Below are 24558 nucleotides of genomic sequence, written 5' to 3'. Positions count from 1 at the left end.
AAGCGAAAGAACCATCAGCTTTCGTCCGGAAACCTTCAATAGGAAGCGAAAACCGTGCGTATAGTCGAACTCGGTTCCGGATCATCCGAGTTGCTGGGCTGTGTCCACGACAGGTAAACCCCTTCATTCGTTCGCGCCGTGCGCGGGAAGTTGACCGAACCTGCGCCGTTGTTTCGCGCAATCAGTTGCAGGTCCTTACACTGCTGACCGGTTGTGATCTGGCAAGCAAGGATCACCTCGCTCTCATTTGCCCATTCGACCCACGTCACGAACGCAGTCTGAGGGTCCAGCATGAGAATATCGACCCGACCGGCGGGAATCCCGAGGCTGACTTTCGCCGGATCGCCAAAATTTCTGCCACCATCGGAAGAGAACGCAACCTTGACTTCCGGCTTGTCATTTGCAGCCGTGAACCAGGCCACGGCGGCTGTTTGACCGGCGGTCGCGATGGCGGGGCCATTGACCGGGCAGCCGGAGATTTCCCAGCCGTCATTGTGGACGTTTGTTGGTTCTGACCACATGCCGCCTTGGTGTCTTACGACAGATATATCCCTGATTTCCGCATCTGTTCTGTCGCGGTATGCGACAAGGACGGTGCCATCGTCCAGCGATGCGGCGGACGTCTGGCAGCATGAACAGGTCTGCGCATCGACAAGAACATCATCGGTTCGCGTACCTTCGGGCGTGATCCGGGTTGCGCGCAACTGCATTGCATCCGGGTAGTTGCTGGCTGCGCTGGTGAAAAGCGGCTTGTCATATGCGCGTCCGTCAAGCCAGACAGACATCAAGGAACCGTCTTCGAGCGGCTGGAGCGTGACAAAACCGTGTTGGCTAACCGACCGATCATCATGTGGCGTTATCGGTGCGCTCCATGTCAGGCCCTCATCCGGCGAAAGAGAGATCTTGACGTCATAGGCATAGTCGTTTTTGGAATTTTCCCACAGCCAGTGAGCCGCAAAGGTACCGTCATCAAGCGCAACAACGGACGGAAAATCGGCCCAGTTCACGAAGAGTTCGTCGGACACGGTAACAGTGCGGGCCGCGCTCCATTCTGCGTCTTCAAGGACCGACAATTTTACCGCAAACCCGGCAGGGTGTGGTTCGGTCCAACCCAGCAGGACCCGATCATCCTGCAGTGCGAACAGGGTGGGTTCCTGCGCATTGTTCCCGACCGGTGGGTCTAGGTCGGCGAACTCCAATGGCTCGGCAAGGACCATGCCCGCCGTCATGCCCATGAACAGATGGGCCACAATCACGCCAGAATGGATTTTTGATGGCATTGCGCACCTTTCCGATTATCAGACCAGCGTCATTCACAACCTGAGCATAGGCAAATTTTGGCGAGTGCCATGTAAACTTTTGTATGACGGGCCTGTGCTTGTTGTTAAGAGCGATATCCCGTTGTGGCACAGCTTCGCGTCAACGGTTGGCGCAACCACCGCTCCGACCTCAGCTGACTTGCATCCAGGTCGCCATGCCATCAGCCTGATGGCTCAGCATATGGCAGTGCAGCATCCACGCGCCGGGATTGTCGAGTACGCACACAATCGTCATCGTCTCGCCCGGCGCTACGAGGGTCGTGTCGCGAAGGTGGGTTCGCGCACCATTCTGATCGGTTTCCCAGAAATGGTGGCCATGCAGGTGGATACCGTGCGGAAAAGCAGTGTCGTTCACCATCCGCACCTGCACTGCTTCATCACGTCTTGCCGAAATCAGCGGTTTGTTCGGCAGACCGCTCACGTCGTTGAAGGCCCAGCCCCCGAACCCGCCGTGCGCGCCGTCCCCGGCACCGCCTTGCATGAAGAGATCTGCCGTTTGCGTGATCTCTCCGGGCGCGGGCACGAGGTTCGCGGGGAGGGGAGCTATCGGCGCAGACCGGATTTGTCGCTGACCGTTCAACATAATGCCCCCCAGTTCCTCGCCACCCGAAGGCACGGTTTCTCTTAGGATCACATCACCCGTCACATCTGCGATGATGTCGATGCGCTGCGCCGGTGCGAGTTTTAGATTGCCCAGCGAAACCAGCTCGGGCAGCGGCATCCCGTCATAGGCCACACAAAAGCCCGTCAGCCCGTCGATACGTATCTCGAAAATGCGATCCGGTGTCGGATTGATCAGACGCAACCGGATGTGATCCCCCAGCCGCGCCTGCTCAGACGACAGGAAGGTGGTCATCAAGTTCCCCAGCCTACCTGCTGTTATGAAATCAGCGCGGTCGAATTCCATGTCGAACTGGCCGGTGTCATCAAGCCGAATGTCGAAGAGGATGGCCGTGATGTCCTGATCCACGTCTGGCGGGGCAGGTTCTTCGACGATCAGGGGCCGAACAGTCCGCGGGCGACCTGTTCGTAGGAAAGGTAGTGGGAGTGATACCAGTAGGTTCCGGCATCGGGAACCGGAAACCGGAAACCGGTACTCGTAACCCTCATTCGGGATGATGACATCCTGTGTCAGGACGTTTACGCCGTCCATCGCGTTGGGCAACCGAATGCCATGCCAGTGTACGAGGGTCCCGTCCTCCAGCCCGTTTTCCACCCGCGCCCGCAGAATATCGTTCTGGCGCTGTCTGATTTCGGGGCCGGGACAGGTGCCATTGAATCCAAGCATTGCAATGTCCCGCGACCCGATCCGGGTGAAGGCCGGGCGTCAGGGTGACAGGCACCGAAGCCGCACTCAGGGGCAGGGGGAGCGTGGCTGCGCCAAGCGCAACCATCATCTGAAGACGCTTAAGCATGGGTTTCCGTGTATTCCGTTTCTGGGGCCTGCAACCCACATCCCCCACCGTTGCGGAAGGGCGTCCCGGCGAGATATATTGATACATTGCAGATCGGCGCCCAGGTTTGGCGGAATACCGGAGAGCACCTAACGTATCTGCAGGTCCTGAATGGCCGCAAGGATCTTTCCGTCGGTATCATCGCTGTCGGCTGTCACCGCAAGACCGACCAGAACCTTTGGCATGTCCCCGAACGCACGCACGAAATCGCGATCCAGGTTCACATTCTCGGTGAAGTTGCCGGTTTGCGCCGTTTGCAGAATTTTCGATTTGAGACCCGTCGAGTAGGGGCTGTTCAGCAATGCGCCTTTCGCATGATTGCCACCCCAGACATAAACCAGCGCCCGCGTATTGGGATCACGCAGCAATTTGCGCGCCGTTGTTCGGCCAAGCGTGCTTGCGGTCTGCGGATCGACGAATATGAAGTACAAAGCAAGATTGCGATCATCGCCGCCGCGCCGTGTGAGGTCGGTTCCCTTAACACCCTGCGTGACGGACCATTCCCACATTGCTGCCTTTGCGGTGCCAAGGGCTGCGCTGACCGGACGCCAGAGAACCGAAACCGTGCCATCGGAAATCACGTCCAGCCGCCGACCTTGCAGGCCGTACTCGTTCGAAAAGAGCCGCAAGAGGCCCTGTTCTTTCCAGCTTCCATCGAATGGAATTGTCTTTCCTTGCGCATAGAGGGGCGGGGCGTTTGCAGCTAATGCAACAAAAGCGATGAAAAGTGTCGCTGCGAGGGACCGTATAAACATCTGAACTCCTTTTGCGATGCCGCTGGTCCTGCTTTGATCCCGGTTATCACCATTATGTGCCGTCATGATCCGTTGAATTGTGCCGGGCGCGCGCAACTTCAATGAACATATCCGTGATCATAGATGTGGTTGCGCAATGGTCGTTGCAGGACGCGGGAGCGAATTCAGATCATGGAGCGCGACCTTGATCGGCTGATTTCCCGCGACGGACGGATCCAGTAGGCGGCGGAGCTTCCAACCGTTACAAACAAGTACAAAACTCATGGGATACAAGCGCCTGAACACATGGACGCGGGTGCCGATGTGCGTCATCTCTGGTTCAACGGAACCGACTCCCGCACGCAAGGATGGCACATTCACCACAGCGCTTTGGGCTGGGGACAACAGGGTTGAACGCGCCAACGTCCGTTGCGGGAAACAAAATGTGGCCTTGTGTGAAACAGGCAAAGGTAACAAAGAATGCTGACTTCGATTATCCAATTTCCTGACATCGGAACAGAGATTTTTGCCGTTGATATCGGATCGTTCCGCTTTGCCCTGCGTTGGTATGCGCTGGCCTATATTGTTGGCCTCCTTATCGGCTGGCGCATCTGTGTCGCATTGGTCCGCTCTTCGTCAGTCTGGGGGGCCGGGGCGCCGCCGCTGCAACCCAAGCAACTGGAAGACCTGCTGACATGGATCATTCTGGGCGTGATCGTGGGGGGCAGGCTGGGGTTCGTGCTTTTCTATCAACCTCAGTACTATTTTCAGAACCCCGTCGAAATCTTCATGGTCTGGCAGGGTGGTATGTCATTTCATGGCGGCTTTTTCGGCGTGGTCGTGGCCACCTTGCTTTTTTGCTATCGCAACGGCGCACCCGTTCTATCAACGGCGGATCTGCTCGCTGTTGCAACACCACCGGGTCTTTTCCTCGGTCGGCTGGCCAACTTCACCAATAACGAGCTTTGGGGCCGTCCGACCGATGTGCCCTGGGCGGTGGCATTCCCCGGCGAGGCGGCCCAGTCCTGTGCGGGCGTCGTGGGCCTGTGTGGCCGCCATCCGTCCCAGCTTTATGAGGCTCTTCTGGAGGGTATCCTGCTTGGCTCGGTCCTGATCTTTCTGGCCTGGAAACGCGGTTGGCTGCGCTTTCCCGGAAGCCTTACTGGCCTGTTCCTGGCGGGATACGGAAGCGCAAGGTTCCTTGTCGAGTTCTTCCGGCAGCCTGATATGCAGTTCGTCACGCAGGACAACCCGATTGGACATGCGGTTCATTGGGCGGGCTATGGGCTGACAATGGGCCAACTGCTGTCGTTGCCGATGATTATCCTTGGCGCGGCCCTGATCGTATGGTCCCGCAGGCGTGTGACGGTTAATTCTGCGGATCTGGTGTCGACATCAGATTCTTTGTGAATATCCGAGCGTAGTGTTGGCGAAGTGACCATTGCGGCCTGGGTCCGCATATGAGCCTTGGGCGCGTGCTCAATGATGCGGCTTGCGTCCTTTCGCAATCATCAGATGGTGCTCTTGATGATGTACACCGATTGTCATCAGACCAAAGAAACCAAGGCCCTGTATTTGTTCACCATCGCCACCCACGATCAGTGCGACACCATCCTCCATTTCTTCTGACGCAACACTCCAGCCTGTTTCACCGGCAAGGAACGGTGCATGGGCGGGAACCATTGTGTTGATGGCCGACAGGACACGCGGGCTGCCACGCACTTCGAACCGTGCCCCGTCGGGCCGCAGAATGCGGGTGACCTCTGCCTTTCGTGTCAAAAGGTCCATATCGACCAGATGGTCCCTCAGTTTGTCGATATTGACGGCGCCCCAATCGGTTTCGGGATCGGCCTGGAGCAGCACAACTATTTCGGCCAATGCGGCGAAGGCGGACTGGCCGGTTTCCTGGGGCGTCGGACGCGTGACCCATGGATGAATGCATTTGTTGCGGCGTAACGGGTGTCGCAAGCAAGACAGCGAAGAGAACGGGTATCAGTCGCATGGACCAGCCTTTCCTGAGTGTATTCGGATTCAGCCTAGTACCTGATCGGACCCTGAAATATGATTTGGATCATATGATGCCTGAACCCTATAATCTCATACCGCCCTCCGCCTTGCGTCCGCTGACGAGGGCCGCAGGGGATACGGTCTTTCGTCAGGGCGCGCGGACCTGCGGCCTTTATGTTGTTAAGTGCGGGCGCGTTCATCTTGAGCGTGTCGGCCCGGATGGCGAACGATTTATCATCTACCGTGCCGAGCCCGGGATGAGCCTTGCCGAAGCATCGGTGTTTTCGGATAGATACCACTGCGATGCGGTCGTGGCGGAGGCTGGGGCGTTTGTACAGATCGACAAAGCGGCGGTCTTGTCTGCCTTTGCAGATCCGGATTTTGCACGCGCCTATGCGCGGCAAGCGGCACAGCAGATACAAGCGCAACGTCAGGCGCTTGAGATCGTAGGCATCCGCCGCGCAGAAGAACGGGTCTATGCCGGTATGGTGGCGGGCCTGCTTGAAAGCTCCGTTGTCGATTTTGCCAGCGCGCTGCACCTTTCGCACGAGGCCACCTATCGGGCCTTGCGAAAGCTTGTGAATGATGGCCGGATCGCAAATCCGACCCGGGGAACGTATCATTTGCGCCCCTGAATGGATCAGCCGGACCATGCCCGGTTCGAGATAACAAAAGGTGCGGTAGCAAAGCTTGGCGGGTATTTCGCTTGCCCGATAACAATGAGAATTGCTGCCCGCGACGATGACCTGTTTTCAAAGATCGCCGTTATGCCCTGTCTTACTGCTCGCCGCTGAAAGGTCGATTGCCTCAGCGCCGCTTTCGTCGAAGCACCGTGTTTCGATCTGCAGGGTTGCGAAAAAGAACCCGAAGTCCTTACGCAGCATGTCGTAGGCGGTTTGCAGGACCTCTTCTTGATCTGTGACACGCAGATGCGCGGAGAAGACATGCTTGCCACTTGTCAGCGCCCAGGCATGAATATGGTGAACATCGGAAACCTCGTGCAGTTCTTCAAGGGTACGTTTGATTTCAGGCAGACTCACTTCGGGAGGCGTGCCTTCCATCAAAAGATGCGCCGCTTCTTTCAGCAATCCCCAGCTCGCCCATAGCAGGACAAACCCGAACGCCATGCCAAGCAGCGGGTCGATCAGCAGAAACCCGGTGAATTCGATTGCGAGGGCGGTCACGATGATCAACAGACTGCCAACAAAGGTCTGGATGATATGCCAGAACGCTCCCTTCGTGTTCAGATCTTCCTTGCTTTGCTTCCAGATCAGCGCAAGCGAAATGAACTCCGTAAAGAGCCCCCCGGCAGCCGCAATCAGCATCGGACCCGTTGGAAGATCAATTGGCGCAGACATGCGCATGGCAGCCATCGCGATGACAACAACCGCCATGGCCAGCAAGAAGCCGCCATTCACAAGGGCGCCGATGATTTCGGCGCGCGCCCAGCCAAAGCTCCGCTCTTCATCCGCCGGACGCAACGCCATACGCGCCGCGACAATGGCGACCAGCACACCGCCCACGGCCGAAAAGGTATGGAACGCGTCGGAGATGACCGCGATTGACCCTGTCCATAGGCCAATCGCCAGTTCAATCACAAAATAGATGCCGGTCAACTAGGCTGATATCGCCAGCCCCTTGCCGCCGGACGGCATATGCCCCTGATGTCCGCCTGCCATCATCTATCTCCTTAGTTTGCGACTAAAGCCGTACCCGTCGCAGCCGCAGTGCATTGCTAATGACGGAGACCGAAGACAGGCTCATCGCGGCGGCGGCGATCATCGGCGACAGAAGAAGGCCGAAAAACGGGTAGAGAATACCAGCCGCGATGGGCACACCTGCGGTATTGTAGGCGAAGGCAAAAAACAGGTTCTGCTTGATGTTTCGCACCGTTGCCTTTGCCAATCGGCGCGCACGCACGATGCCGACAAGATCACCACCCAGAAGGGTGATGCCTGCGCTTTCCACGGCAACGTCGGCACCGGTGCCCATCGCAATGCCCACATCAGCCGCCGCCAGGGCAGGGGCATCGTTCACGCCGTCTCCTGCCATGGCGATCCGGGCCCCTTCTTGTCTGAGGGAGTCCACCAATGCCTTCTTGTCTTCGGGCAAGACGCCTGCGTGGACTTCATCAATACCCAGCTTTGCGGCGACGGCTTCGGCGGTTTTCTGATTGTCACCGGTTGCCATTATGACCCTGAGACCGAGGCGATGAAGGTCATCGATGGCGTCTGCCGTGGACTCCTTGATGGGATCGGCAACAGCGACAATGCCGGCAAAAGTGCCATCTATCGCCACAAGCATTGCTGTCTTTCCAGATTCACGAAGGTCGTCCGCAGCAAATTCCGCAATCGAAGCGTCAACGTTGATCTCTGCCATCATGGCGGGATTCCCAAGTGCCACGACCTGGCCATCGACCATGCCTTTCACGCCCTTGCCAGTCACGGCTTCGAATTCCGTTGCGTTCGGAAGCGTCAGCCCCCGTGCCAGCGCACCCTCGACTATTGCTTCGGCCAGCGGATGTTCGGAGCCCCGTTCGAGGGCCGCAGCCATTGTCAGCAGGTCATTTTCAGCCTTGTCCCCCGTGGGCACCACGTCTGTCAGCTTGGGGCGCCCTTCGGTGAGTGTTCCGGTCTTGTCAACGATGACGGTATCGACACGCGCCATGCGTTCCAGTGCTTCGGCGTCTTTGATCAGAACGCCAGCCTGTGCCCCGCGGCCCGCCGCCGTTGTGATCGAAATGGGCGTCGCAAGGCCCAAGGCACAGGGGCAAGCAATGATAAGAACGGATACGGCTGCAGTAACAGCGAAGGCGAGCGCGGGATCGGGCCCTAAGAACAGCCAGACAACGAAGGATATGATCGCAATGACGACAACCGTCGGAACAAAGACGGACGATACCCGGTCCGCCAGACCCTGAATCGGCGCGCGCGACCGCTTTGCACCTGCCACCATGTCCACGATCTGGGACAGGACCGTGTCCGCACCGACCTGTGTGGCCCGGATCGCCAATGTGCCGTTCTTGTTGATCGTGCCGCCTGTGACCCGGTCGCCTTGTGTTTTCTCGACCGGCAACGGCTCTCCGGTGATCATACTTTCGTCGATAGATGAATGCCCTTCGAGGACCTCGGCATCGACGGGTATGCTGTCGCCGGGGCGTACCCGCAACCTGTCACCCTCAACAATGTGTTCGAGAGGTGCGTCATATTCCGTCCCGTCCGGCAGGATCCGCCGCGCCGTTTTTGGTGCGAGATCGAGCAATGCACGGATGGCATCACCCGTCCGTTCGCGGGCGCGCAACTCGAGCACCTGACCGACAAAGATCAGCGCAACGATCACAACCGCAGCTTCGTAATATGTCCCGACGCTTTGGCCGTTTCGATACGCTTCGGGGAAAATGCCGGGCAGGAATGTTGCGGCAAGCGAATAGATATAGGCAGCCCCGACGCCAAGCGCGATCAGGGTCCACATGTTCGGCGATATATTCCTGATCGATTCCCACCCCCTTTTGAAGAAGGGAAGAGCCGCCCAGAGAATGATCGGGGTTGCGAGGACGAATTCGATGTAGACAGCCGTCTGATGTCCGATCCATTCCCGCACAGGTAGGCCGACCAGTTCACCCATCGTCAGGATAACCAGCGGAACGGCGGCTGCCGCGCTGATCCACATGCGTGTTGTGAAATCGGACAACTCTTCTGACGGCTCGTCCGATGGAAGCATCGGTTCAAGCGCCATGCCGCAGATCGGACAGGACCCGGGCTCATCCTTCAGGATTTGCGGATGCATCGGGCAGGTCCATTGCGTACCGGCCTCGCCATGTGCTGGTGTCTTTTGGGCGTTTCCCGACGCATAGTAAAATGGGTCTTTGCCAAACTTGGTTTCGCAGTTTTCCGAGCAGAAATGAAAGACCTCTCCATCATACTCGGCACTGCGCGTGTCTTCGTCTATCTCGACGGTCATGCCGCACACCGGGTCGGTCGCTGTATCTGGGTCTGATGCGGTCGAGGTGCGCGTCATGTCATGATGATGTTCTTGGTCCGTGGCCATCTTCTAATTCCCGTTTTCAAGACAATTGAACACATAACCCTTCCAGTTACTGGAGGGTCAAGACTCTTCCGACAACGCTGCGTATGAATTTTATGGGCCTTCGCGATGCGCGAAGCTCCTGTCAGCCCAGGGTCAGTATCATGTCTTCCGAAACGGACATCGTGGGAATATGCAGGTTCTCCGGTGCCGGACCCTTTCGAATGCGTCCTGCTGTATCATAATGGGAGCCATGACAGGGACAGAACCAACCACCAAAATCGCCGGCTCCGTCACCAAGTGGTACACATCCCAGATGCGTGCAAACGCCTATCATGACCAAGAAATTCTCATTTCCCGCCACTGCCCTGTTTGCATCGGTGGCCAGGTCATCTCCGGATATGTTGGGATTTCTGGCGACGGTATCAGGAAGGGAAAGCACATCTTCCGAACGGGCCTGCGCGATTTCCGCGTCGGTCCTGTGCCGGATGAACACCGGCTTGCCGAGAAAACTGACAGTCAATTGCGTTCCGGGTTCCACACCGGAGATATCGACGCGGATCTGGGACAGCGCGCGGACATCGGCGGATGGGTTCATCTGATTGAGCAATGGCCAGACCGCAGCCCCTACGGCAACCGCGCCCGTTCCGGCGGTGGCGTAGTACAGGAAATCCCGGCGGAGTTGTGGTGTTTGTGTATCCATAGCGATTCACGGTCGCAGCTTCCTGTGGGGGAAGGTCAATGGTAAAGTAGGCAATCACGGTTTTCATTTTTGCTGACATACTCAGACTTAGGAAGCGTTGGTTGACCGATTTGTTCGCCAGAGCGCTGCGACCAGCAACGGTGCGGCAGTCATCAATCCAAGACCGATGATGATCCACTCAGCAGTGCCGAAATCTCCCGACATGGCCTCTGCTCCGAAATGCGCGAGCAGGAAACTGGCTGGAAGAATGCCTGCCAGAGTTGCGATCAGGAACCGCCAAAGGCGCAGGCGGCTGAGACCGGCAGCGTAGCTCATTGCGTCAAACGAGATGAAGGGCAAGAGGCGAGACGCGCACACCGTCAACATCAACAGATTTTGAGAGCCCAATAACCCGAAACCGGCCTTATCCCCAAGCCAGCGCTCAACGTGGTCGCGCCCGATATAGCGGGCGATGATGAATGCCACGAGTGCACCCAGTTCCGACCCGATGGCGACATAGACAGCTCCGGCAACATGACCATACGCCGCGCCTGCCACCAGTGCGACCGGTGCACTTGGAATGGGGCTTGCCACGATCGAAACCATCATGAGCACGATGATGAGCAACGGTCCCAAAGCGCCGGCCCGCTCTATCCAGACCTCGATAGTCTCGCGGGCTATCGCCGGGCCATATCCCATTGCCCATATGGCTATCAAAAGTACGCCAAGCGCAACCACCAACCATAGCCCAACCCGATGCAGGCGCGGTTTGCTAAGCGGCATGGAGCACCAAAAGAAAGAGAGCTGCGAAGACAATTGGCCTTTGCTCGGGCAAGATGAAATGCATAGGCGCAGAGATGACGATCAACAGCCCGCCGGCGAGGGTCAGCCGCTTGATGTGCAATTCGGTTTTCATCTCAAACCTCTATCGAGGAATAGGATTCCCCTAAAGGTTCCTGTCAGCGGAGGGTAAAGGGATTTCTGCGCTAAGCAACACTGAATTGCCCCATCATGCCGCCGTCTTCGTGTTCCAGAATGTGGCAGTGATACATGTAGGGCGCAGCCGCTGAGGCAGGTTTTTCGAATTTCATCGCAAGCTCCACTTCACCATCCACCAGTACCGTATCCTTCCAACCCCTGTTCTCTGCACGCGGTGCCGTACCGTTTTCCGACAGGACCTGAAACCGGACGCCGTGAACATGGAACGGGTGCATCATCATGGCCCCACGCACAATCCAACGCTCGATGCTGTTGAGTTTGGTGGAAAAATTGAGCGTTCCCGAATCGTATGACGCGCCGTTGATCGAAAATCGGTTACCGGACCGCGAGAACATCATCCCCATGCCCATCGACATATCCAGTGACAGACGTCGGACTGGCGCGTCCTTGACCGCAAGATCAGGCAACTGCCCGTCCAGAGAGCCGGGCAGGGCGTCGATGCGAACCGGAAGGGTTGTGTCGACAGCGAAAGGCAGCACGGTGAATGGACTGCCGGAACCGCCGCCGCCCATCATTCCGCCCATGGCCGAATTAATGATATCGTCGGACTTCAAAACACTGTCCCGCCCGCTTGTGAAATCCACAAGCACTTCTGCGCGCTCTCCTGGTGCAAGGGTCAGGCGGTTCAGCGCAATCGGTCGATCCAGAAATCCGGCATCTGTCGCGATGAGATGAAGCGACCGGCTGTCAGACATGGACAGGCGGTAAACCCGCGCATTCGAGCCGTTGACGACACGGCACCGCACGATCCCCTTCGGAACCGCTGCCGACGCGCCGATTTGACCGTTCACAACCATTGTGTCGCCCTGAAACCCGTTCATGGACTGGTGCATGCCGGGATCGTATTTCAGGCGTCCGCGCCAGTTGAACTGACGGTCCTGCAATACAAGGGTCAGATCATCGACCCCGTAGGCGGATGGCAATCCACGGGCGTCATCCGCGTCATCCGTCACCTGCAGAACACCCGCCAGCCCCAGCATGACCTGCCGTGCCGTCGCGCCGTGAATGTGGCTGTGATACCAGGCCGTTGCCGGGGGCTGGTCAAGGTCCAGCACCGGCTTCCAGGTGTCTCCCGGTGCGATGGCCTGATGTGGTCCGCCATCGAACTCACCGGCAACAACCAACCCGTGCCAATGCGCCGACATCGGCTCGCCAAGCGTGTTGTGCACCTCTGCCCGTGTCTCGACCCCGGCCTGCACCCGGATCGTCGGGCCAAGGTATCCCTGGTTGTAGCCGAACGTTTCGCTGGCGGCACCGTCGTCAAAACGGGTCTCGCCCGTGCGGGCTTCCAGCTGAAAAAGCCGGGATGTCGTCGCATCGAGAAGGGGAGGATACGCGAGCCTCTTGTCCGATGCCGCGAATGCAGCCGATGGCAGGGCAAATGCAGCCCCAAAGCCTGCGGCATGGCCCAACAGTTCTCGACGGTTCAACAGTTTCACTTCAACTCAATTCCTCTGGCAGCGCCGCCAGAGCCATATCGACACTGACGACCGGATAACCGCCCGCGATCCAGCCCGGTCCGGCGGCAGAACCGAGCATGCCTTCGGATACGTCAAGAAAGCCGCTGTAGCCAGCCTGCCGAAGACTTCGCATGACGCGGCCAGACCGCCCGCCTGTCGCACAGATGAGCGCGACAGGCCGCCCTTCGGCCCGTTCCCGGGCGGCAAAAAGCCGCTCGGCGAAACGGTCCTCATGCAGGCTGATGGGCCAGGTACCGTCGGCAACGCCGGTGTCGGTCCATTCCGGTCGCGACCGAACGTCGATCATCCGGATCAGGTCCTGTTGCAGCGCATCTGCTGCCATGTCCGCCGACCAGACCTCGGCGGTCTGGGCGACAGCCGAGAAAGGTGCAACGGAACTGGCCAACATCGCAAGGCTTGCGCCGCGGCGCGTCAGAAAGAAGGCCATAATTTGCCCCCATCAAGCTGAGTGCCGCAGGCTTGACCCTTATTCGCTGTCATGATGACCTTCCATGTCCGTTCCGGTGGAAGTACCGTTCATTTTGCTCATCCGTGTACCGGCATCTTCCATCTCGTCCTGAGAGATCTGGCCGTTACCGTCCGCATCGAGATGCTGAAAGCGATCTACCATGCGCGCGCGCATTGCGTCCATATGCAAGGCTTCGAACTCGTCAAGTGTCAACGCTCCATCGGAATTCGCATCGAACTCCCGCATTTTTTCGGACATCTGCGCGGCCATTTCATGAGGCTGTCCACCGGACATCATTGTCGACATCATGTCCCGATCCATCATTCCCATCATGTTGCCCTGGCCACCCATCATAGCGGCATGCATCTTCATCATTTTTCGCATCATCGGCATCATGTCCCCGCCCATCATGCCCATCTGATTGTCGCCATCGCCCATCGCCATGCCGGACATATTCCCGCTGTCAGGCTTGCTGTCGGCAGCCCCGTCGGATTCCGCAAATGCTGTTTGCGCCATGCCAACCGCGATCACCACGCCAAGCGCAATAATTTCTTGTTTTTTCATTTCTCATTCCTTTCAGACTTACCCTAGATACATTGGCGTTATAGCGCTTTGATTAAAGGCCAAGCGCGGGCCGTTTTGTAATCATTTGTCACAGCATCCTGTTACAAACGGTGACAAAGCAACCACTCACAGTTCGCCGGACGATTTGCTAGACAGACGTCGATCCAGTGAATTCATTGAAGAGGCTGATGATCCTTTGACACCTGAAATCGGTCATTTCGCGCTGGCACTGGCCTTGGCCATGGCGCTTGTTCAAAGTGTGCTGCCCATCCTCGGTGCGGGGCGCGGAAACATCCTGTGGATGCAGTCTGCCAGATGGTCCTCGTTCGGTCAGGTTTTCTTTGTCGGCATCGCGTTTCTGGCGCTGATGCAAGCCTTCGTCACAAGCGACTTCACGGTCAAGAACGTGGTGGAGAATTCCAATTCACTCAAACCGATGCTGTTCAAGGTGGCAGGCACCTGGGGCAGTCACGAAGGATCCCTGTTGCTGTGGACCCTTATCCTGACGGTGTTTGGTGCGGCGGTCGCCCTCTTCGGATCGAACATTCCTCTGTCGCTGAAGGCAAGAACGCTGTCGGTGCAGGCCTGGATCAGTGTCGGTTTCCTGACTTTCATGCTGCTGACGTCCAATCCCTTCGACCGCGTTTTCCCTCCGGCAGACGACGGTCAGGACCTCAACCCATTATTGCAGGATGTCGGTCTCGCCATGCACCCGCCGCTTCTCTACTTCGGGTATGTCGGGTTCTCGATTGTCTTTTCGTTCGCGGTTGCCGCCCTGATCGAAGGGCGGGTGGACGCGGCCTGGGCACGGTGGGTACGTCCGTGGACGCTGGCTGCCTGGATGAGCCTGACCGCAGGCATCGCGCTGGGATCCTGGTGGGCCTATTATGAGCTTGGCTGGGGCGGCTGGTGGTTCTGGGATCCCGTTGAGAACGTCAGTTTCATGCCATGGCTGATGGGCACGGCACTGCTGCATTCCGCAATCGTGACGGAGAAACGGGATGCGTTCAAAAGCTGGACAATCCTTCTGGCGATCCTGACTTTTTCCCTATCGCTCTTGGGCACGTTCATTGTCCGATCGGGCCTGCTGACCTCTGTGCATGCATTCGCGGTCGACCCGGAAAGGGGACTTTATATCCTTGGATTGCTGGCCGTTTCGATCGGCGGTTCCCTTGCTCTGTTTGCCTGGCGCGCGCCGACAATGGAGCCCGGCGGCCTGTTTAAGCCGATCAGCCGGGAAGCGGGGCTATTGGTGAACAACCTGCTGCTGGCCACGGCCACCGGCATTGTGCTGTTCGGCACCTTGTACCCGCTCTTCTACGAAGCCGCGACGGGCGGTGAAAAACTGTCGGTGGGGCCGCCCTTCTTCAATGCGTCCTTTATTCCCGTGATGCTGCCGCTCGTCTTTGCGATGGGGCTGGGGCCTTACCTGTCCTGGAAACGTGCCGATCTGGCGGGCGTTCTGCAGCGGTTGCGTTTCGTGGTCGTTCTGGCCGTGCTCGCGACATTGGTGACCTGGTATCTCGCCGAGGGCGGTCCGGTGTTGGGGTATCTGTCGCTGATGCTTGCATTCTGGCTGTTTTTCTCAACCCTGCGGGAATGGGCGATGCGCATAAAGCTGTTTGAGGCACCGTTCCCGGAATCGGTGCGCCGTGCACGCAACCTGCCCAGATCCTCTCATGGGATGACACTGGCTCATGCGGGGCTCGCGATGGCGATGTTCGGATTTATCGGCTCGACGGTCTGGAAATCCGAGGAAATCATCTTTGTCCGGCCCGGTACAGAGGTCAGCATTGGTGGGTTCGATGTCACCTTTGAGGGGGCCGAACGTGTGCGTGGGCCAAATTACTTCGCGGATCGTGGCACGCTTCGTGTGGCCCGGGAGGGGAACTATGTCACCGATCTCTTCCCGGAGCGGCGTACCTATCCGGTCGCGCAAACCACCACCACAGAGAGCGCCATCAGATCGACAATGGCCGGTGATCTCTATGCGTCCATCGCAAATCCGGCCGCCGAGGACGAGAGCACGCAAGGGGCTTGGACCCTGCGCATCCTGTATGAACCTCTGGTCAACTTTATCTGGATCGGATCGGCGATGCTTGTGCTTGGTGGGGGTCTTTCGCTGTCTGACCGGCGGTTGCGCGTCGGGGCACCCCGTCGCAAGGCGACAGCGCCCGCAGCACTTCCTGCGGAGTAGGCATGGGACGTATACTGGCATTCATTCCGCTGGCAATCGCGGCCATTTTCGGGGGGTTTTTTCTGTGGGGCTTGAACCCGGACCGGGACCCGAACAACATTCCTTCGGTTCTGATCTCGCAGCCGGCACCCGAATTCGATCTGGCCGCTGTCGACGGGTTGGAGACGCCAGGGCTTTCCCGCGCCGATCTGGTCGGGAACCCGCGACCGGTCATCGTGAACGTGTTTGCCTCGTGGTGCGTGCCCTGCCGGGCCGAACACGGGGTTCTGACCCAGATGGTCGAAAAGGACGGGCTGACGTTGTTCGGGATCAATTACAAGGACAAGCCGGAGGATGCGACTAAATGGCTTGCTGAGCTTGGCAATCCCTACGAAAGGATCGGGTCTGATCTGAGCGGCAGAGTGGGGATTGAATGGGGCCTTTCGGGCGTACCTGAAACATTCATTGTCGGCTCTGACGGGACGGTGTTGTTCAGATATGTCGGCCCCGTCGTGGGCGAAACGGCGATTTCCACATTCAGGGAAGCATTGATCCAGGCTGGCGCGTTAGCAAGGGGCCAGAACGGATGAGGTATATCGCATTTGCTTTCCTCCTGCTGCTTCCGGTGACGGCCTTGGCGGTCGAGCCAGACGAGATGTTGCAGGATCCTGTACTGGAGCAACGCGCCCGTGAAATATCACGGGAACTGCGCTGCGTTGTCTGCCAGAATCAGGACATCGACAGCTCCAACGCCGGGGTTGCGCGGGACCTGCGCATACTGGTGCGCGAAAGGCTTGTTGCCGGTGACAGCGACAAGGAGGTCATCGCGTACATCCACGCCCGGTATGGCGATTATGTCCTGATGCGCCCGCCCCTGAATCGCGCCACTCTCGCGCTCTGGATGGCGCCCTTCGTGTTTGCGCTTGTTTCGCTGCTTGTCGGCTGGACCGTCATTTCGAGAAGCCGGCGCAGGGCTGCCGCAACGGGATTTTCCGATGACGAAAAAGCGGAAATTGCGCGTTTCATTGAAGAGAACGCTTCAAAGGACGGTTCATGATCTGGTTGGTTTTCGCCCTGTTATCCGTTGTAGGTCTGCTTTTCATGGGCCTGCCGCTGCGCCATCGGTCGTCGCGGACACCCGTCCCGGCTGACGCCACGGATGCGGTCCTCATGGATCAGTTGGATGAGGTTCGGCGGGATCTTGAGCGCGGTGTCATTTCCGACACCGAGGCCACGGCGGCGGAGCAGGAGATCAAGAGACGGATCCTCGTGCAGTCGCGCCGGTCCGTTCTGTCAGATGGGAAACCGGCGGCAGGGGGCCGCTTGATGGTCGTTCTGAGCGCAGTGTTCGTGCCGGTCTTCGCTTTTGGATATTACTCCGCAATGGGCTCGCCAGAGATCCCAGGTGTCGCCTTTGCCGAACGTGCCACTGAACGGCAGGAAGCGGCGGAAATCGCCGAATTGACAGATCGTCTGTACGTCCGGCTCAGTTCAGACCCCGAAGGCGGGCCTTCGGAAGGCTGGATGCTGCTGGGGCAAACCTATTCGAAAATGGGCCGGTATGCGGATGCAGCCGATGCATATAGAGTTGTCGCACAACGACCGGAGGCCGATTCCGCCGTCTTCTCCATGTTGGCCGAGGTTCTGATCTACGCAGAGCAAGGTGTGGTGACACCTGAAGCGGACACCGCGATTGATCGGGCGTACGAACTGGATCCTTCCAATCCCGGTGCTGCCTTTTTCAAGGCAGTCTCGCTCGAGCAGAAGGGCGATGAGGCTCGGGCTCACGAAACGCTGGTGGCCCGGCTGGACGATGCGGATAGGTTTTTCCCGTGGATGGAAAGCTTTGTTGGCGAAGCCAACCGGATTGGCGCGAAGATCGGCAAGGCTCCGATCTCGCTGGCCGACTATGCCCCGAAGACCAGTGCGTCCGGCCCGACACAGGAAGACATCGAAAACGCGCAGGACATGAGTGTGGAGGAACGACAGGATTTCATCCGCTCGATGGTCGAACGGCTGGCCACGCGGCTGGAAGATGAGCCTGACGATCTTGATGGATGGATGCGGCTTGGCAATGCCTATTCGGTTCTGGGTGATACCGCGCCGGCAATCGCGGCGTTTGAACACGCTGAAATCCTGTTGTCGGAGGCGCCGGGAGATGACCCGCGCCGTCAAGCCGTGCAAAGCGCGTTGGAACGGTTGCGCCCGTAGTGGCGTGGGCGGCCGTCGCTGTGCAGGTGAATGTGAGGCAGGATCAAGGTTTGGCGCTTAATCGAAAGCCCATCCGGTCCGGCCGTCGTCACAGACTATTTCGTGGGTAGTACCTTCAGACTGACCGACCAAGCGACATCCTACGGGAAGCATGACGTCGTGTGCCGCATCCCGTGTCACGGAAGGGGGCTCAAGTGGGCAAAGCTTGCCCGAGGCCGACTGGGCACAACCGCCGAGGGCCAGAATACCTGCAATCGGAATTCCGATTGTCAGCCGCGTTCTAGCGGGCGCGTACCAGTTCTCGTTCGGGAGCTTGGCCATCTTCAAATTCTGCATCCACAGTCGCCTCGTTCGCCTGTTCAACTCTTGACCCGTGACACGACTTTCCCATCATCCTGTGCATGACGACATGCGCACCAAGACAAAGTGCGAGCGGCGCAAAAAGGCCGACGTTGCCCCACAGACCCGCGATCGTGCCGCCTGCAATAAAGAATGCGGCGACTGGAAACAACATAACGGCACAACAGGCCATCATACCATACTGCATCAGTTTCGATGAACCGGTGGATTTTTGACTTTGATTGTCAGACATGTAGCTCTCCAGAATATGCTCGTGTTCTTCTGCGACATTCCAGTGAGGCAAGGTCAAGGGTACATTCGGATACAATTTGATCAGATGACAGCCTGCGGGTCGTTGACCAAGTTGGCCCGTCAGGTTGCCAGATCCAACGCATAGGACAGGAATGTGACGAGGGGGATCGGGGTCAGGCTGAACAGCAAGGCCATGCTCATTGTCCTGAACATGGTAGGCTTCGATGCCTCGCCAGAAGGTTCTGTCAGAACCACCAGAAGCGCGATGAAGGTGCCGGGCGCCAGGGCATAGAGATATACGCCCGAGATGTTCCCAAACATGAACGACCGCTCGAGCGTTGGTCCGACCACGCTCAAAGCTGTTGCACGGCTGCCGTTGAACGAGCCGAACAGATCGGCCGACATCACATAGACGGCAATGTGAACCCCAATGAATGCGACACTCCGCAGCAGGCCATCTAAAACCAGGTAAACAATCGGCCGATGCTGGTACTGTTTCAGCGCGACCGATGCGGAAACGAACCCCAAGTAATTCACGAGGAAAACGACCACAAACCCATTGGTAAAGACCTGCCGGAGGAAGCGCGAGAGCGCGGTCCCATTCGTCAGCAGCAGCGTCGCAAAACCAGGCGTTGCGAGGATGTAGACAAGCAGGAACGGCAATATGCTTGCCAAGCTCAGAACGGATACGTTCCAACAAAATCTGCCGAATGGTAAGGTCGGCGAAAAACTTTGTCGGAACGTATCGCGGGCAAACACGTCAGCCGTGGGTTGCGAAGACTTGCGTCGACCCATCCATCAGTACAAGCAGCACATCATAGGGATCACCTTGGGGGCCCATGCCGGGCGAACCCATGGGCATCCCCGGTGCTGTCAGACCGCGCGCGACAGGCTTTTCGCTCAGCAACCGCTCGATGTCAGCCGCTGGCACGTGACCCTCAACGAAGTATCCGCCCACGGACGTCGTGTGGCATCCTGCCAGTTCTGGCGCGATGCCGTGTTTCTGCTTCAGAACCTGAAGCGTGTCGTAATCCACGTCCTCGACCGATGCCTTGAAACCGGCAGAGATCATCTCATTTACCCAAGCGCCGCAGCAGCCGCAGGTCGGTGTCTTTGTCACCTGCAACGTCGGTGCGGCGGTTTGCGACAAAGCAGGCCCGGCCAGGACCATGCTGAGTGCCGTAAGGCCAAATTCACGTCTGTTCATTTAAAACTCCTCGATGTTCTGCCTTAAATAGTTGCTCGTTATCCCGGAGTCGACTGCCCGCCCTGTTACATTTGGCTACAAACACGGGATGGGCGTCCCTTGGTGAAAATGACTATGTTGGCGGCATGAGCGATCTGCCACGCATCCTTGTCGTCGATGACCATTCAGAGATCCGGAAATCCGTCACCAGTTATCTGGAACGCAACGGCATGCGTGCTTCAGCGGCGGAAAATGCAGTAGAGATGGACGCAAGGCTCGCGGAAGCGCGGTTCGATCTGATTGTTCTCGATGTCATGATGCCGGGGGAAGACGGACTTTCTGCGTGCAGGCGATTGCGCAAGGAAGGGCACACCCCGATCCTGATGCTGACCGCATTGGGTGACGACGAAGACCGCATCGCTGGTCTCGATGGCGGGGCTGACGATTATCTCGCCAAGCCGTTCAATCCCCGGGAACTGGTGGCGCGGATCAACGCGATATTGCGTCGGACGCAGCTGATCCCAAAACCGAATGGTTTTGCGGGGAAAACGTTGAAGTTTGCACACCTAAAGCTGGATTTCGATGGCCGCACACTGATTGACCAAGGCGGTTCGCGTACGCAACTTACATCCGGTGAACTCAAACTCCTGACCCTGTTCCTGCAAAGGCCAAGGACGGTCATTGGCCGCGACGAGCTGCTCAAATTGAGCACCGGCCGGGTCGCCGGTCCATTGGACCGAACCATCGACAATCAGGTGAGCCGGTTGCGCCGGAAGATGGAAGAGGACGTTTTGCGCCCGAAGATCATCGCGACTGTCCGGCATGGGGGGTATAGTCTTTCCTGCGATGTCGAGATTTGCGAATGAAGCTGCTTCCGCGGACGTTGCGTGCACAGATTGCCCTTCTGGTCCTCGGTGTCTTGATCCTCGCGCAAGCTCTGAGTCTTTGGTTTTTCGTTGATGAACGCTCGTTAGCCATTCAGGCCGCCATCGGTGCCGAAGCCGCCGGAAGGGCCGCAAATGTCGCACAGTTGATTGAAGGCGCACCCCCGGAATTGCATGCCCAGATCGTCCGCGCGGCAACGTCTCCGCTCGTACGGTTCGACCTTACAGACGAGCCGTCGGTTGCACACGGACAACACGATGACGGTGGAGCGGTCGAAGCGCGGATACGGGCACTGCTTCAGGAAAGCTACAGCCGGGATATCCGGGTTGAGGTTCATGAAATCGAGGGAGGTCTGCTGCCCCTTCCGAACCTGTCACCGGAAATGGCGCAAATGCACGCCGAAATGATGCAGGGCAGCCTTGCGGCCATCGAGATGGAGCTGTCCATTGCGCTGTCCGGTGGGAATTGGCTCAACATCGAGACGCGGTTCGAACGGCCGCCTCTGCAAAGGTCGCTGGCGTCCAACATATCCTTTGCACTGACTGCGGGACTTCTGCTGGTTGCAAGTTTCTGGTTTCTCCTGTCCCGACTGACCGGACCACTCAACGATCTCGCGACTGCGTCCGAACGTCTGGGTCGCGGCGCCGCCAAGGGCGATCTGCCGGTCGTAGGGCCGAAGGAAGTTCGGGATCTGACCCGATCATTCAACATCATGCAGGATCGCCTGACGCGATTTGTCAGTGACCGGACCCAGATGCTTGCAGCGCTTGCGCATGATCTGCGCTCGCCTTTGACGGCGCTTAGGGTGCGGGCCGAAATGGTGGACGACGAAGACACGCGCACGTCCTTGGTGGCGTCAAGTGAAGAGATGCAACGGATGGTCGATGCGACCCTCGATTTCGCGAAGGGCGTCGGACAGCATGAAGAGGTCCAATCGGTTGATCTGCACGATCTGATCACTGGTATGGGCTTGGACAAGGTTCAGGTGACCAGCCAAGGTCCACTCATCGTATCCGTGAAACCAAGCGCGATGGGGCGCGCGTTGAGAAACCTGATTGAGAACGCGATCCGCTACGGGAGTGAGGCCAGGGTTTCGTGGCAACGCATGGGCAGTGAGGTAGTGGTCGCCATCGACGATCAGGGGCCCGGTATTCCCGACAATCAGCTGGAGGCTGTTTTCGGACCCTATGTCAGGCTCGAGACGTCGCGATCACAGGATACCGGCGGTCATGGCCTGGGGCTGTCGATTGCGCGCAGCATCATCCTTGAGCACGGTGGTTCTATCGAACTGAAAAACCGCACTGATGGGGGTCTGCGCGCTGAAATCACGCTGCCCGTCAAACAAAGCGCCGAGTCAGCCCCGAAAGAGGAAGGCTCGCCACATATGGCGCGGGTTGTTCGTCACCTCAAACCCGACTAGTTTAGTGAGGCAAGTATATGAAACGAAGATATTTCCTGACTTCTGTTGCAGCTCTTTCGGTGAGTGGAAAAACAGCATTCGCGCATAGTGACGCAGAGCACGACCGGCGCGTCGGGCCATCTGTGGTGCCCCCGGAGCAGTTGCCGCGCCAGGTTCCGTTCACCGAGGCAGACAAACCGGGAGAAATACATGTCGATCCGAACCAGTTCGCTTTATTTTGGACTTTGCCGAACAATCGGGCAATCAGGTATACCGTCGGAATTGGCCGGGAGGGGCTCTATGAATCCGGCGAGTTCTATGTCGCGCGCAAGCAAAAGTGGCCGCGGTGGACGCCCACACCCGCCATGATAGCCAGAGATCCTGACCGATATCTTCGTTTTGCGGGCGGTGTGCCCGGTGGGCTGAACAATCCACTCGGTGCCCGCGCCTTGTATCTTTACCAGCCAGGGCGTGGGGACACCTACCTGAGAATTCACGGCACAACGGATCCGAAGACGATTGGTCGACGTGTCTCAAACGGCTGTGCAAGGCTTACCAATAATCAGATCATCGAACTCTATGAGAAGGTCCCGCTCGACACGCGTGTTGTCCTGAAACCCATCGAGGTTTGAGGCAGCAGCGCGAAGACGTGTCCGTTGGCCGGGATACATATCGTTACATAATATCAGGCCCCGGACTGTTCATGAAATGCGACCAGGCGGGTAGTCTAGTGGATAGGCAGACAACAACATGAGGCCATATGATGACCCGCAAGCAAACACGTGTAACGCGTCGAGCATTCACGGCAGGTGCCGCACCGGCAGCTTTCGCGGCCCCGTCCATCCTGCGTGCCCAGGTGGATCAAACCAGTGTCCGAAGGAATATCTCATCGTTTCGTACACACGCTTGGCAAGACCACTTTGACGCTTTGGACAAGGGTATCATCATCGCAGACACCGTTACCCGCGTGATGCAACACTGGACGGCCGATGGCGAAATGCGCATTTATCCGACATCGGTTCCCTTGTCTGACGAGCTGACAAAGCGCGGCTACACGACAGTCACGTTCAAGGACCCCGAACCTGACTGGACCCCTACACCCTCCATGCGCGAACGTGACCCGTCTTTGCCAGCCTATATGCCGCCCGGGCCGGATAACCCGTTGGGCGTCCGTGCCCTGCCCCTGAGTTGGACGTACTACAGGATTCACGGCACCCATGATACGCGCAAGATCGGAAGACGCTCTTCAAGCGGGTGTATCGGTCTCTACAACGAGCAAATCATCGAGGTGTTCGAAAGGACACCGGTCGGCACGCAGGTACGATTAATCTGATGTCGAAGTCCGGCATCCTGATTGCGGCGTTTTTTGTCGTCGGTGGCGCGGTTGTGATCTGGCAGCAATTGCAGCCATCGTCTTCGATGCCCGGCCACACAATGACAACGCCTGATCTTTCGCAGACGGAAGAGGGCGCGCCGATTGCAGACGTGGTTGTGCCTGCTGAATTCTCAGCAAATGCCCAATTGGGAAAGCGTGTTTTCGATGGCGCTTGCGCCGCTTGTCACGGTGCGAATGCTGCCGGACAGAATGGCGTGGCACCGCCGCTTGTCCACAAGATCTATGAACCGAGCCATCACGGTGACGCCGCTTTTTTGCTTGCCGCGAAACAAGGTGTCAGAGCGCACCATTGGAAGTTTGGCAATATGCCGCCAGTTGAAGGCGTCACACCCGGCGATGTGAAGATGGTTGTTGCATATGTGCGGGAACTTCAGCGCGCCAACGGGATCAATTGACAGGAATGACCAACATGAACATGAAGATATGGATTACTGCCATTGCGATCGGGACGACCGGCGTTGCTGCCTTGGCGCATTCCGGAGCAACCGGCGTGGTGCTGGAGCGGATGCAGGGCATGTCCGCGATGGCCAAAACACTCAAGACGCTATCACCCATGATGCGGGGTCAGGTACCTTATGACGCCGATGTCGTCCGCAGGGAAGCTGGCGCGATGATCGGCCATGCCGGTGAGCAAATGACGCGACTGTTTCCTGAAGGCTCGGGTGGCGGAGTGTCCAAGGCGTTGCCGTCGGTCTGGGAAAACAGCGAAGAGTTCGCGGCCCTTGCGCAAGAGTTGAGAACAGCCGCCGAAGGATTGAAGTTGAGCGCAGGCAATGGGTTGGCCGCAGCACAGGGCAACGGTAGCGAATCAATGATGGGCGGCGCCACTGACGGGATGATGGGTGGCGGGTCCGCGCCTGCAATGGGAGGGGGCATGATGGGATCGGACCTTCCCATGACGACCGAGATGTTTGCGGACATGCCGACCGACCGTGCGTTCGCGATGGTCGCCCAGACCTGTTCGGCCTGCCACCAGAAGTTCCGCAAAGAGGACAAGTGATCA

Annotated in this window: 28 protein-coding genes and 1 pseudogene; 12 read left to right on the top strand and 17 right to left on the bottom strand. The window is 58.1% G+C overall.

Annotation, left to right across the window (positions count from 1 at the left end; genetic code table 11):
* Positions 1-35: 35 nt before the first annotated feature.
* The 5 genes and pseudogenes from AC5SSZ_RS13655 to AC5SSZ_RS13635 all read right to left on the bottom strand — a co-directional run bounded on the left by AC5SSZ_RS13655 (position 36) and on the right by AC5SSZ_RS13635 (position 3630).
* Entirely contained in the window at positions 36-1280 is a 1245-nt protein-coding gene (locus AC5SSZ_RS13655) for a sialidase family protein (RefSeq protein WP_050672453.1), read from the bottom strand.
* 169 nt (positions 1281-1449) lie between these two features.
* Complete coding sequence (locus tag AC5SSZ_RS13650; protein ID WP_240477019.1) at positions 1450-2289, bottom strand: multicopper oxidase family protein; 840 nt, start codon at positions 2287-2289, stop codon at positions 1450-1452.
* 26 nt (positions 2290-2315) lie between these two features.
* On the bottom strand, positions 2316-2429 hold the full coding sequence (locus AC5SSZ_RS13645) for a multicopper oxidase domain-containing protein (RefSeq protein ID WP_233152357.1): 114 nt from the start codon (positions 2427-2429) through the stop codon (positions 2316-2318).
* Between the two features lie 52 nt (positions 2430-2481).
* A pseudogene (locus AC5SSZ_RS13640) lies at positions 2482-2607 on the bottom strand (multicopper oxidase domain-containing protein); the annotation flags it as partial.
* 255 nt (positions 2608-2862) lie between these two features.
* Positions 2863-3630 (bottom strand): DUF3047 domain-containing protein, encoded by a 768-nt coding sequence (locus AC5SSZ_RS13635; protein ID WP_231886351.1) that lies wholly within the window; start codon positions 3628-3630, stop codon positions 2863-2865.
* A gap of 357 nt (positions 3631-3987) precedes the next feature.
* Here AC5SSZ_RS13635 and lgt point away from each other — a divergent pair, with 357 nt between their 5' ends.
* Entirely contained in the window at positions 3988-4917 is a 930-nt protein-coding gene (gene lgt, locus AC5SSZ_RS13630) for a prolipoprotein diacylglyceryl transferase (protein WP_050672452.1), read from the top strand.
* Between the two features lie 69 nt (positions 4918-4986).
* Here the strand turns inward: lgt and AC5SSZ_RS13625 are convergent, their stop codons facing one another.
* Positions 4987-5370, bottom strand: coding sequence for a hypothetical protein (locus AC5SSZ_RS13625; RefSeq protein WP_009824461.1), 384 nt, complete (start codon positions 5368-5370; stop codon positions 4987-4989).
* A gap of 65 nt (positions 5371-5435) precedes the next feature.
* Here AC5SSZ_RS13625 and AC5SSZ_RS13620 point away from each other — a divergent pair, with 65 nt between their 5' ends.
* Entirely contained in the window at positions 5436-6149 is a 714-nt protein-coding gene (locus AC5SSZ_RS13620) for a Crp/Fnr family transcriptional regulator (protein ID WP_247744727.1), read from the top strand.
* A gap of 117 nt (positions 6150-6266) precedes the next feature.
* On the opposite strand, the gene AC5SSZ_RS13615 is transcribed toward AC5SSZ_RS13620, so the two are convergent.
* The 8 genes from AC5SSZ_RS13615 to AC5SSZ_RS13580 form a co-directional block, all read right to left on the bottom strand.
* On the bottom strand, positions 6267-7130 hold the full coding sequence (locus AC5SSZ_RS13615; protein ID WP_227512169.1) for a cation diffusion facilitator family transporter: 864 nt from the start codon (positions 7128-7130) through the stop codon (positions 6267-6269).
* Between the two features lie 85 nt (positions 7131-7215).
* Entirely contained in the window at positions 7216-9561 is a 2346-nt protein-coding gene (locus AC5SSZ_RS13610) for a heavy metal translocating P-type ATPase (RefSeq protein WP_043847221.1), read from the bottom strand.
* A gap of 121 nt (positions 9562-9682) precedes the next feature.
* Positions 9683-10240, bottom strand: coding sequence for a ubiquinol-cytochrome c reductase iron-sulfur subunit (petA, locus tag AC5SSZ_RS13605; protein ID WP_009824465.1), 558 nt, complete (start codon positions 10238-10240; stop codon positions 9683-9685).
* Between the two features lie 87 nt (positions 10241-10327).
* Positions 10328-11002: a TVP38/TMEM64 family protein gene (locus AC5SSZ_RS13600; protein WP_065333228.1), complete on the bottom strand. Its 675-nt coding sequence runs from the start codon at positions 11000-11002 to the stop codon at positions 10328-10330.
* The gene (locus tag AC5SSZ_RS13595) at positions 10992-11135 is read right to left on the bottom strand and encodes a hypothetical protein (protein ID WP_009824469.1); all 144 of its coding nucleotides are present in this window, start codon (positions 11133-11135) and stop codon (positions 10992-10994) included. Before AC5SSZ_RS13595 ends, AC5SSZ_RS13600 begins: the two co-directional genes overlap by 11 nt.
* Before the next feature lie 70 nt (positions 11136-11205).
* On the bottom strand, positions 11206-12657 hold the full coding sequence (locus tag AC5SSZ_RS13590; RefSeq protein ID WP_043847217.1) for a multicopper oxidase family protein: 1452 nt from the start codon (positions 12655-12657) through the stop codon (positions 11206-11208).
* Position 12658: 1 nt separating this feature from the next.
* Entirely contained in the window at positions 12659-13126 is a 468-nt protein-coding gene (locus tag AC5SSZ_RS13585) for a rhodanese-like domain-containing protein (protein ID WP_043847215.1), read from the bottom strand.
* 39 nt (positions 13127-13165) lie between these two features.
* The gene (locus AC5SSZ_RS13580; protein ID WP_043847211.1) at positions 13166-13711 is read right to left on the bottom strand and encodes an EF-hand domain-containing protein; all 546 of its coding nucleotides are present in this window, start codon (positions 13709-13711) and stop codon (positions 13166-13168) included.
* A 196-nt stretch (positions 13712-13907) separates the two neighbouring features.
* Here AC5SSZ_RS13580 and AC5SSZ_RS13575 point away from each other — a divergent pair, with 196 nt between their 5' ends.
* The 4 genes from AC5SSZ_RS13575 to ccmI are packed head-to-tail and all read left to right on the top strand — an operon-like array spanning position 13908 to position 18098.
* Positions 13908-15908 carry a heme lyase CcmF/NrfE family subunit gene (locus tag AC5SSZ_RS13575; protein WP_043847210.1) on the top strand — a complete coding sequence of 667 codons (2001 nt, stop codon included), beginning with the start codon at positions 13908-13910 and terminating at the stop codon, positions 15906-15908.
* Positions 15909-15910: 2 nt separating this feature from the next.
* Entirely contained in the window at positions 15911-16477 is a 567-nt protein-coding gene (locus tag AC5SSZ_RS13570) for a DsbE family thiol:disulfide interchange protein (protein WP_009824474.1), read from the top strand.
* Positions 16474-16944, top strand: coding sequence for a cytochrome c-type biogenesis protein (locus AC5SSZ_RS13565; protein WP_009824475.1), 471 nt, complete (start codon positions 16474-16476; stop codon positions 16942-16944). The genes AC5SSZ_RS13570 and AC5SSZ_RS13565 overlap by 4 nt, the downstream gene beginning before the upstream one ends.
* Positions 16941-18098, top strand: coding sequence for a c-type cytochrome biogenesis protein CcmI (ccmI, locus tag AC5SSZ_RS13560; RefSeq protein ID WP_274840846.1), 1158 nt, complete (start codon positions 16941-16943; stop codon positions 18096-18098). The genes AC5SSZ_RS13565 and ccmI overlap by 4 nt, the downstream gene beginning before the upstream one ends.
* A 280-nt stretch (positions 18099-18378) precedes the next feature.
* Here ccmI and AC5SSZ_RS13555 read toward each other — a convergent pair whose 3' ends face one another.
* The 3 genes from AC5SSZ_RS13555 to AC5SSZ_RS13545 form a co-directional block, all read right to left on the bottom strand.
* The gene (locus AC5SSZ_RS13555; RefSeq protein WP_037953520.1) at positions 18379-18690 is read right to left on the bottom strand and encodes a DUF2933 domain-containing protein; all 312 of its coding nucleotides are present in this window, start codon (positions 18688-18690) and stop codon (positions 18379-18381) included.
* Positions 18691-18809: 119 nt separating this feature from the next.
* Positions 18810-19352 (bottom strand): hypothetical protein, encoded by a 543-nt coding sequence (locus AC5SSZ_RS13550; RefSeq protein WP_050672448.1) that lies wholly within the window; start codon positions 19350-19352, stop codon positions 18810-18812.
* A gap of 97 nt (positions 19353-19449) precedes the next feature.
* On the bottom strand, positions 19450-19896 hold the full coding sequence (locus AC5SSZ_RS13545) for a DUF411 domain-containing protein (RefSeq protein ID WP_005619190.1): 447 nt from the start codon (positions 19894-19896) through the stop codon (positions 19450-19452).
* A gap of 125 nt (positions 19897-20021) precedes the next feature.
* Between AC5SSZ_RS13545 and AC5SSZ_RS13540 the strand changes: the two genes are divergently transcribed.
* The 6 genes from AC5SSZ_RS13540 (at position 20022) to AC5SSZ_RS13515 (ending at position 24555) form a co-directional block, all read left to right on the top strand.
* A complete protein-coding gene (locus AC5SSZ_RS13540) occupies positions 20022-20741 on the top strand; it encodes a response regulator (RefSeq protein ID WP_274840845.1) in 720 nt (239 codons plus the stop codon).
* On the top strand, positions 20738-22180 hold the full coding sequence (locus AC5SSZ_RS13535) for an ATP-binding protein (protein WP_050672446.1): 1443 nt from the start codon (positions 20738-20740) through the stop codon (positions 22178-22180). The genes AC5SSZ_RS13540 and AC5SSZ_RS13535 overlap by 4 nt, the downstream gene beginning before the upstream one ends.
* Before the next feature lie 17 nt (positions 22181-22197).
* Positions 22198-22791: a L,D-transpeptidase gene (locus AC5SSZ_RS13530; RefSeq protein ID WP_005619183.1), complete on the top strand. Its 594-nt coding sequence runs from the start codon at positions 22198-22200 to the stop codon at positions 22789-22791.
* A gap of 128 nt (positions 22792-22919) precedes the next feature.
* A complete protein-coding gene (locus AC5SSZ_RS13525; RefSeq protein ID WP_005619181.1) occupies positions 22920-23492 on the top strand; it encodes a L,D-transpeptidase in 573 nt (190 codons plus the stop codon).
* Positions 23492-23950, top strand: coding sequence for a c-type cytochrome (locus AC5SSZ_RS13520; protein ID WP_005619178.1), 459 nt, complete (start codon positions 23492-23494; stop codon positions 23948-23950). Before AC5SSZ_RS13525 ends, AC5SSZ_RS13520 begins: the two co-directional genes overlap by 1 nt.
* Before the next feature lie 14 nt (positions 23951-23964).
* Entirely contained in the window at positions 23965-24555 is a 591-nt protein-coding gene (locus AC5SSZ_RS13515) for a c-type cytochrome (RefSeq protein WP_005619176.1), read from the top strand.
* Positions 24556-24558 lie beyond the last annotated feature (3 nt).

It is taken from the genome of Phaeobacter sp. CC-HEC084 (assembly GCF_059429255.1).
This window is presented reverse-complemented; position numbering and strand designations above follow the sequence as displayed.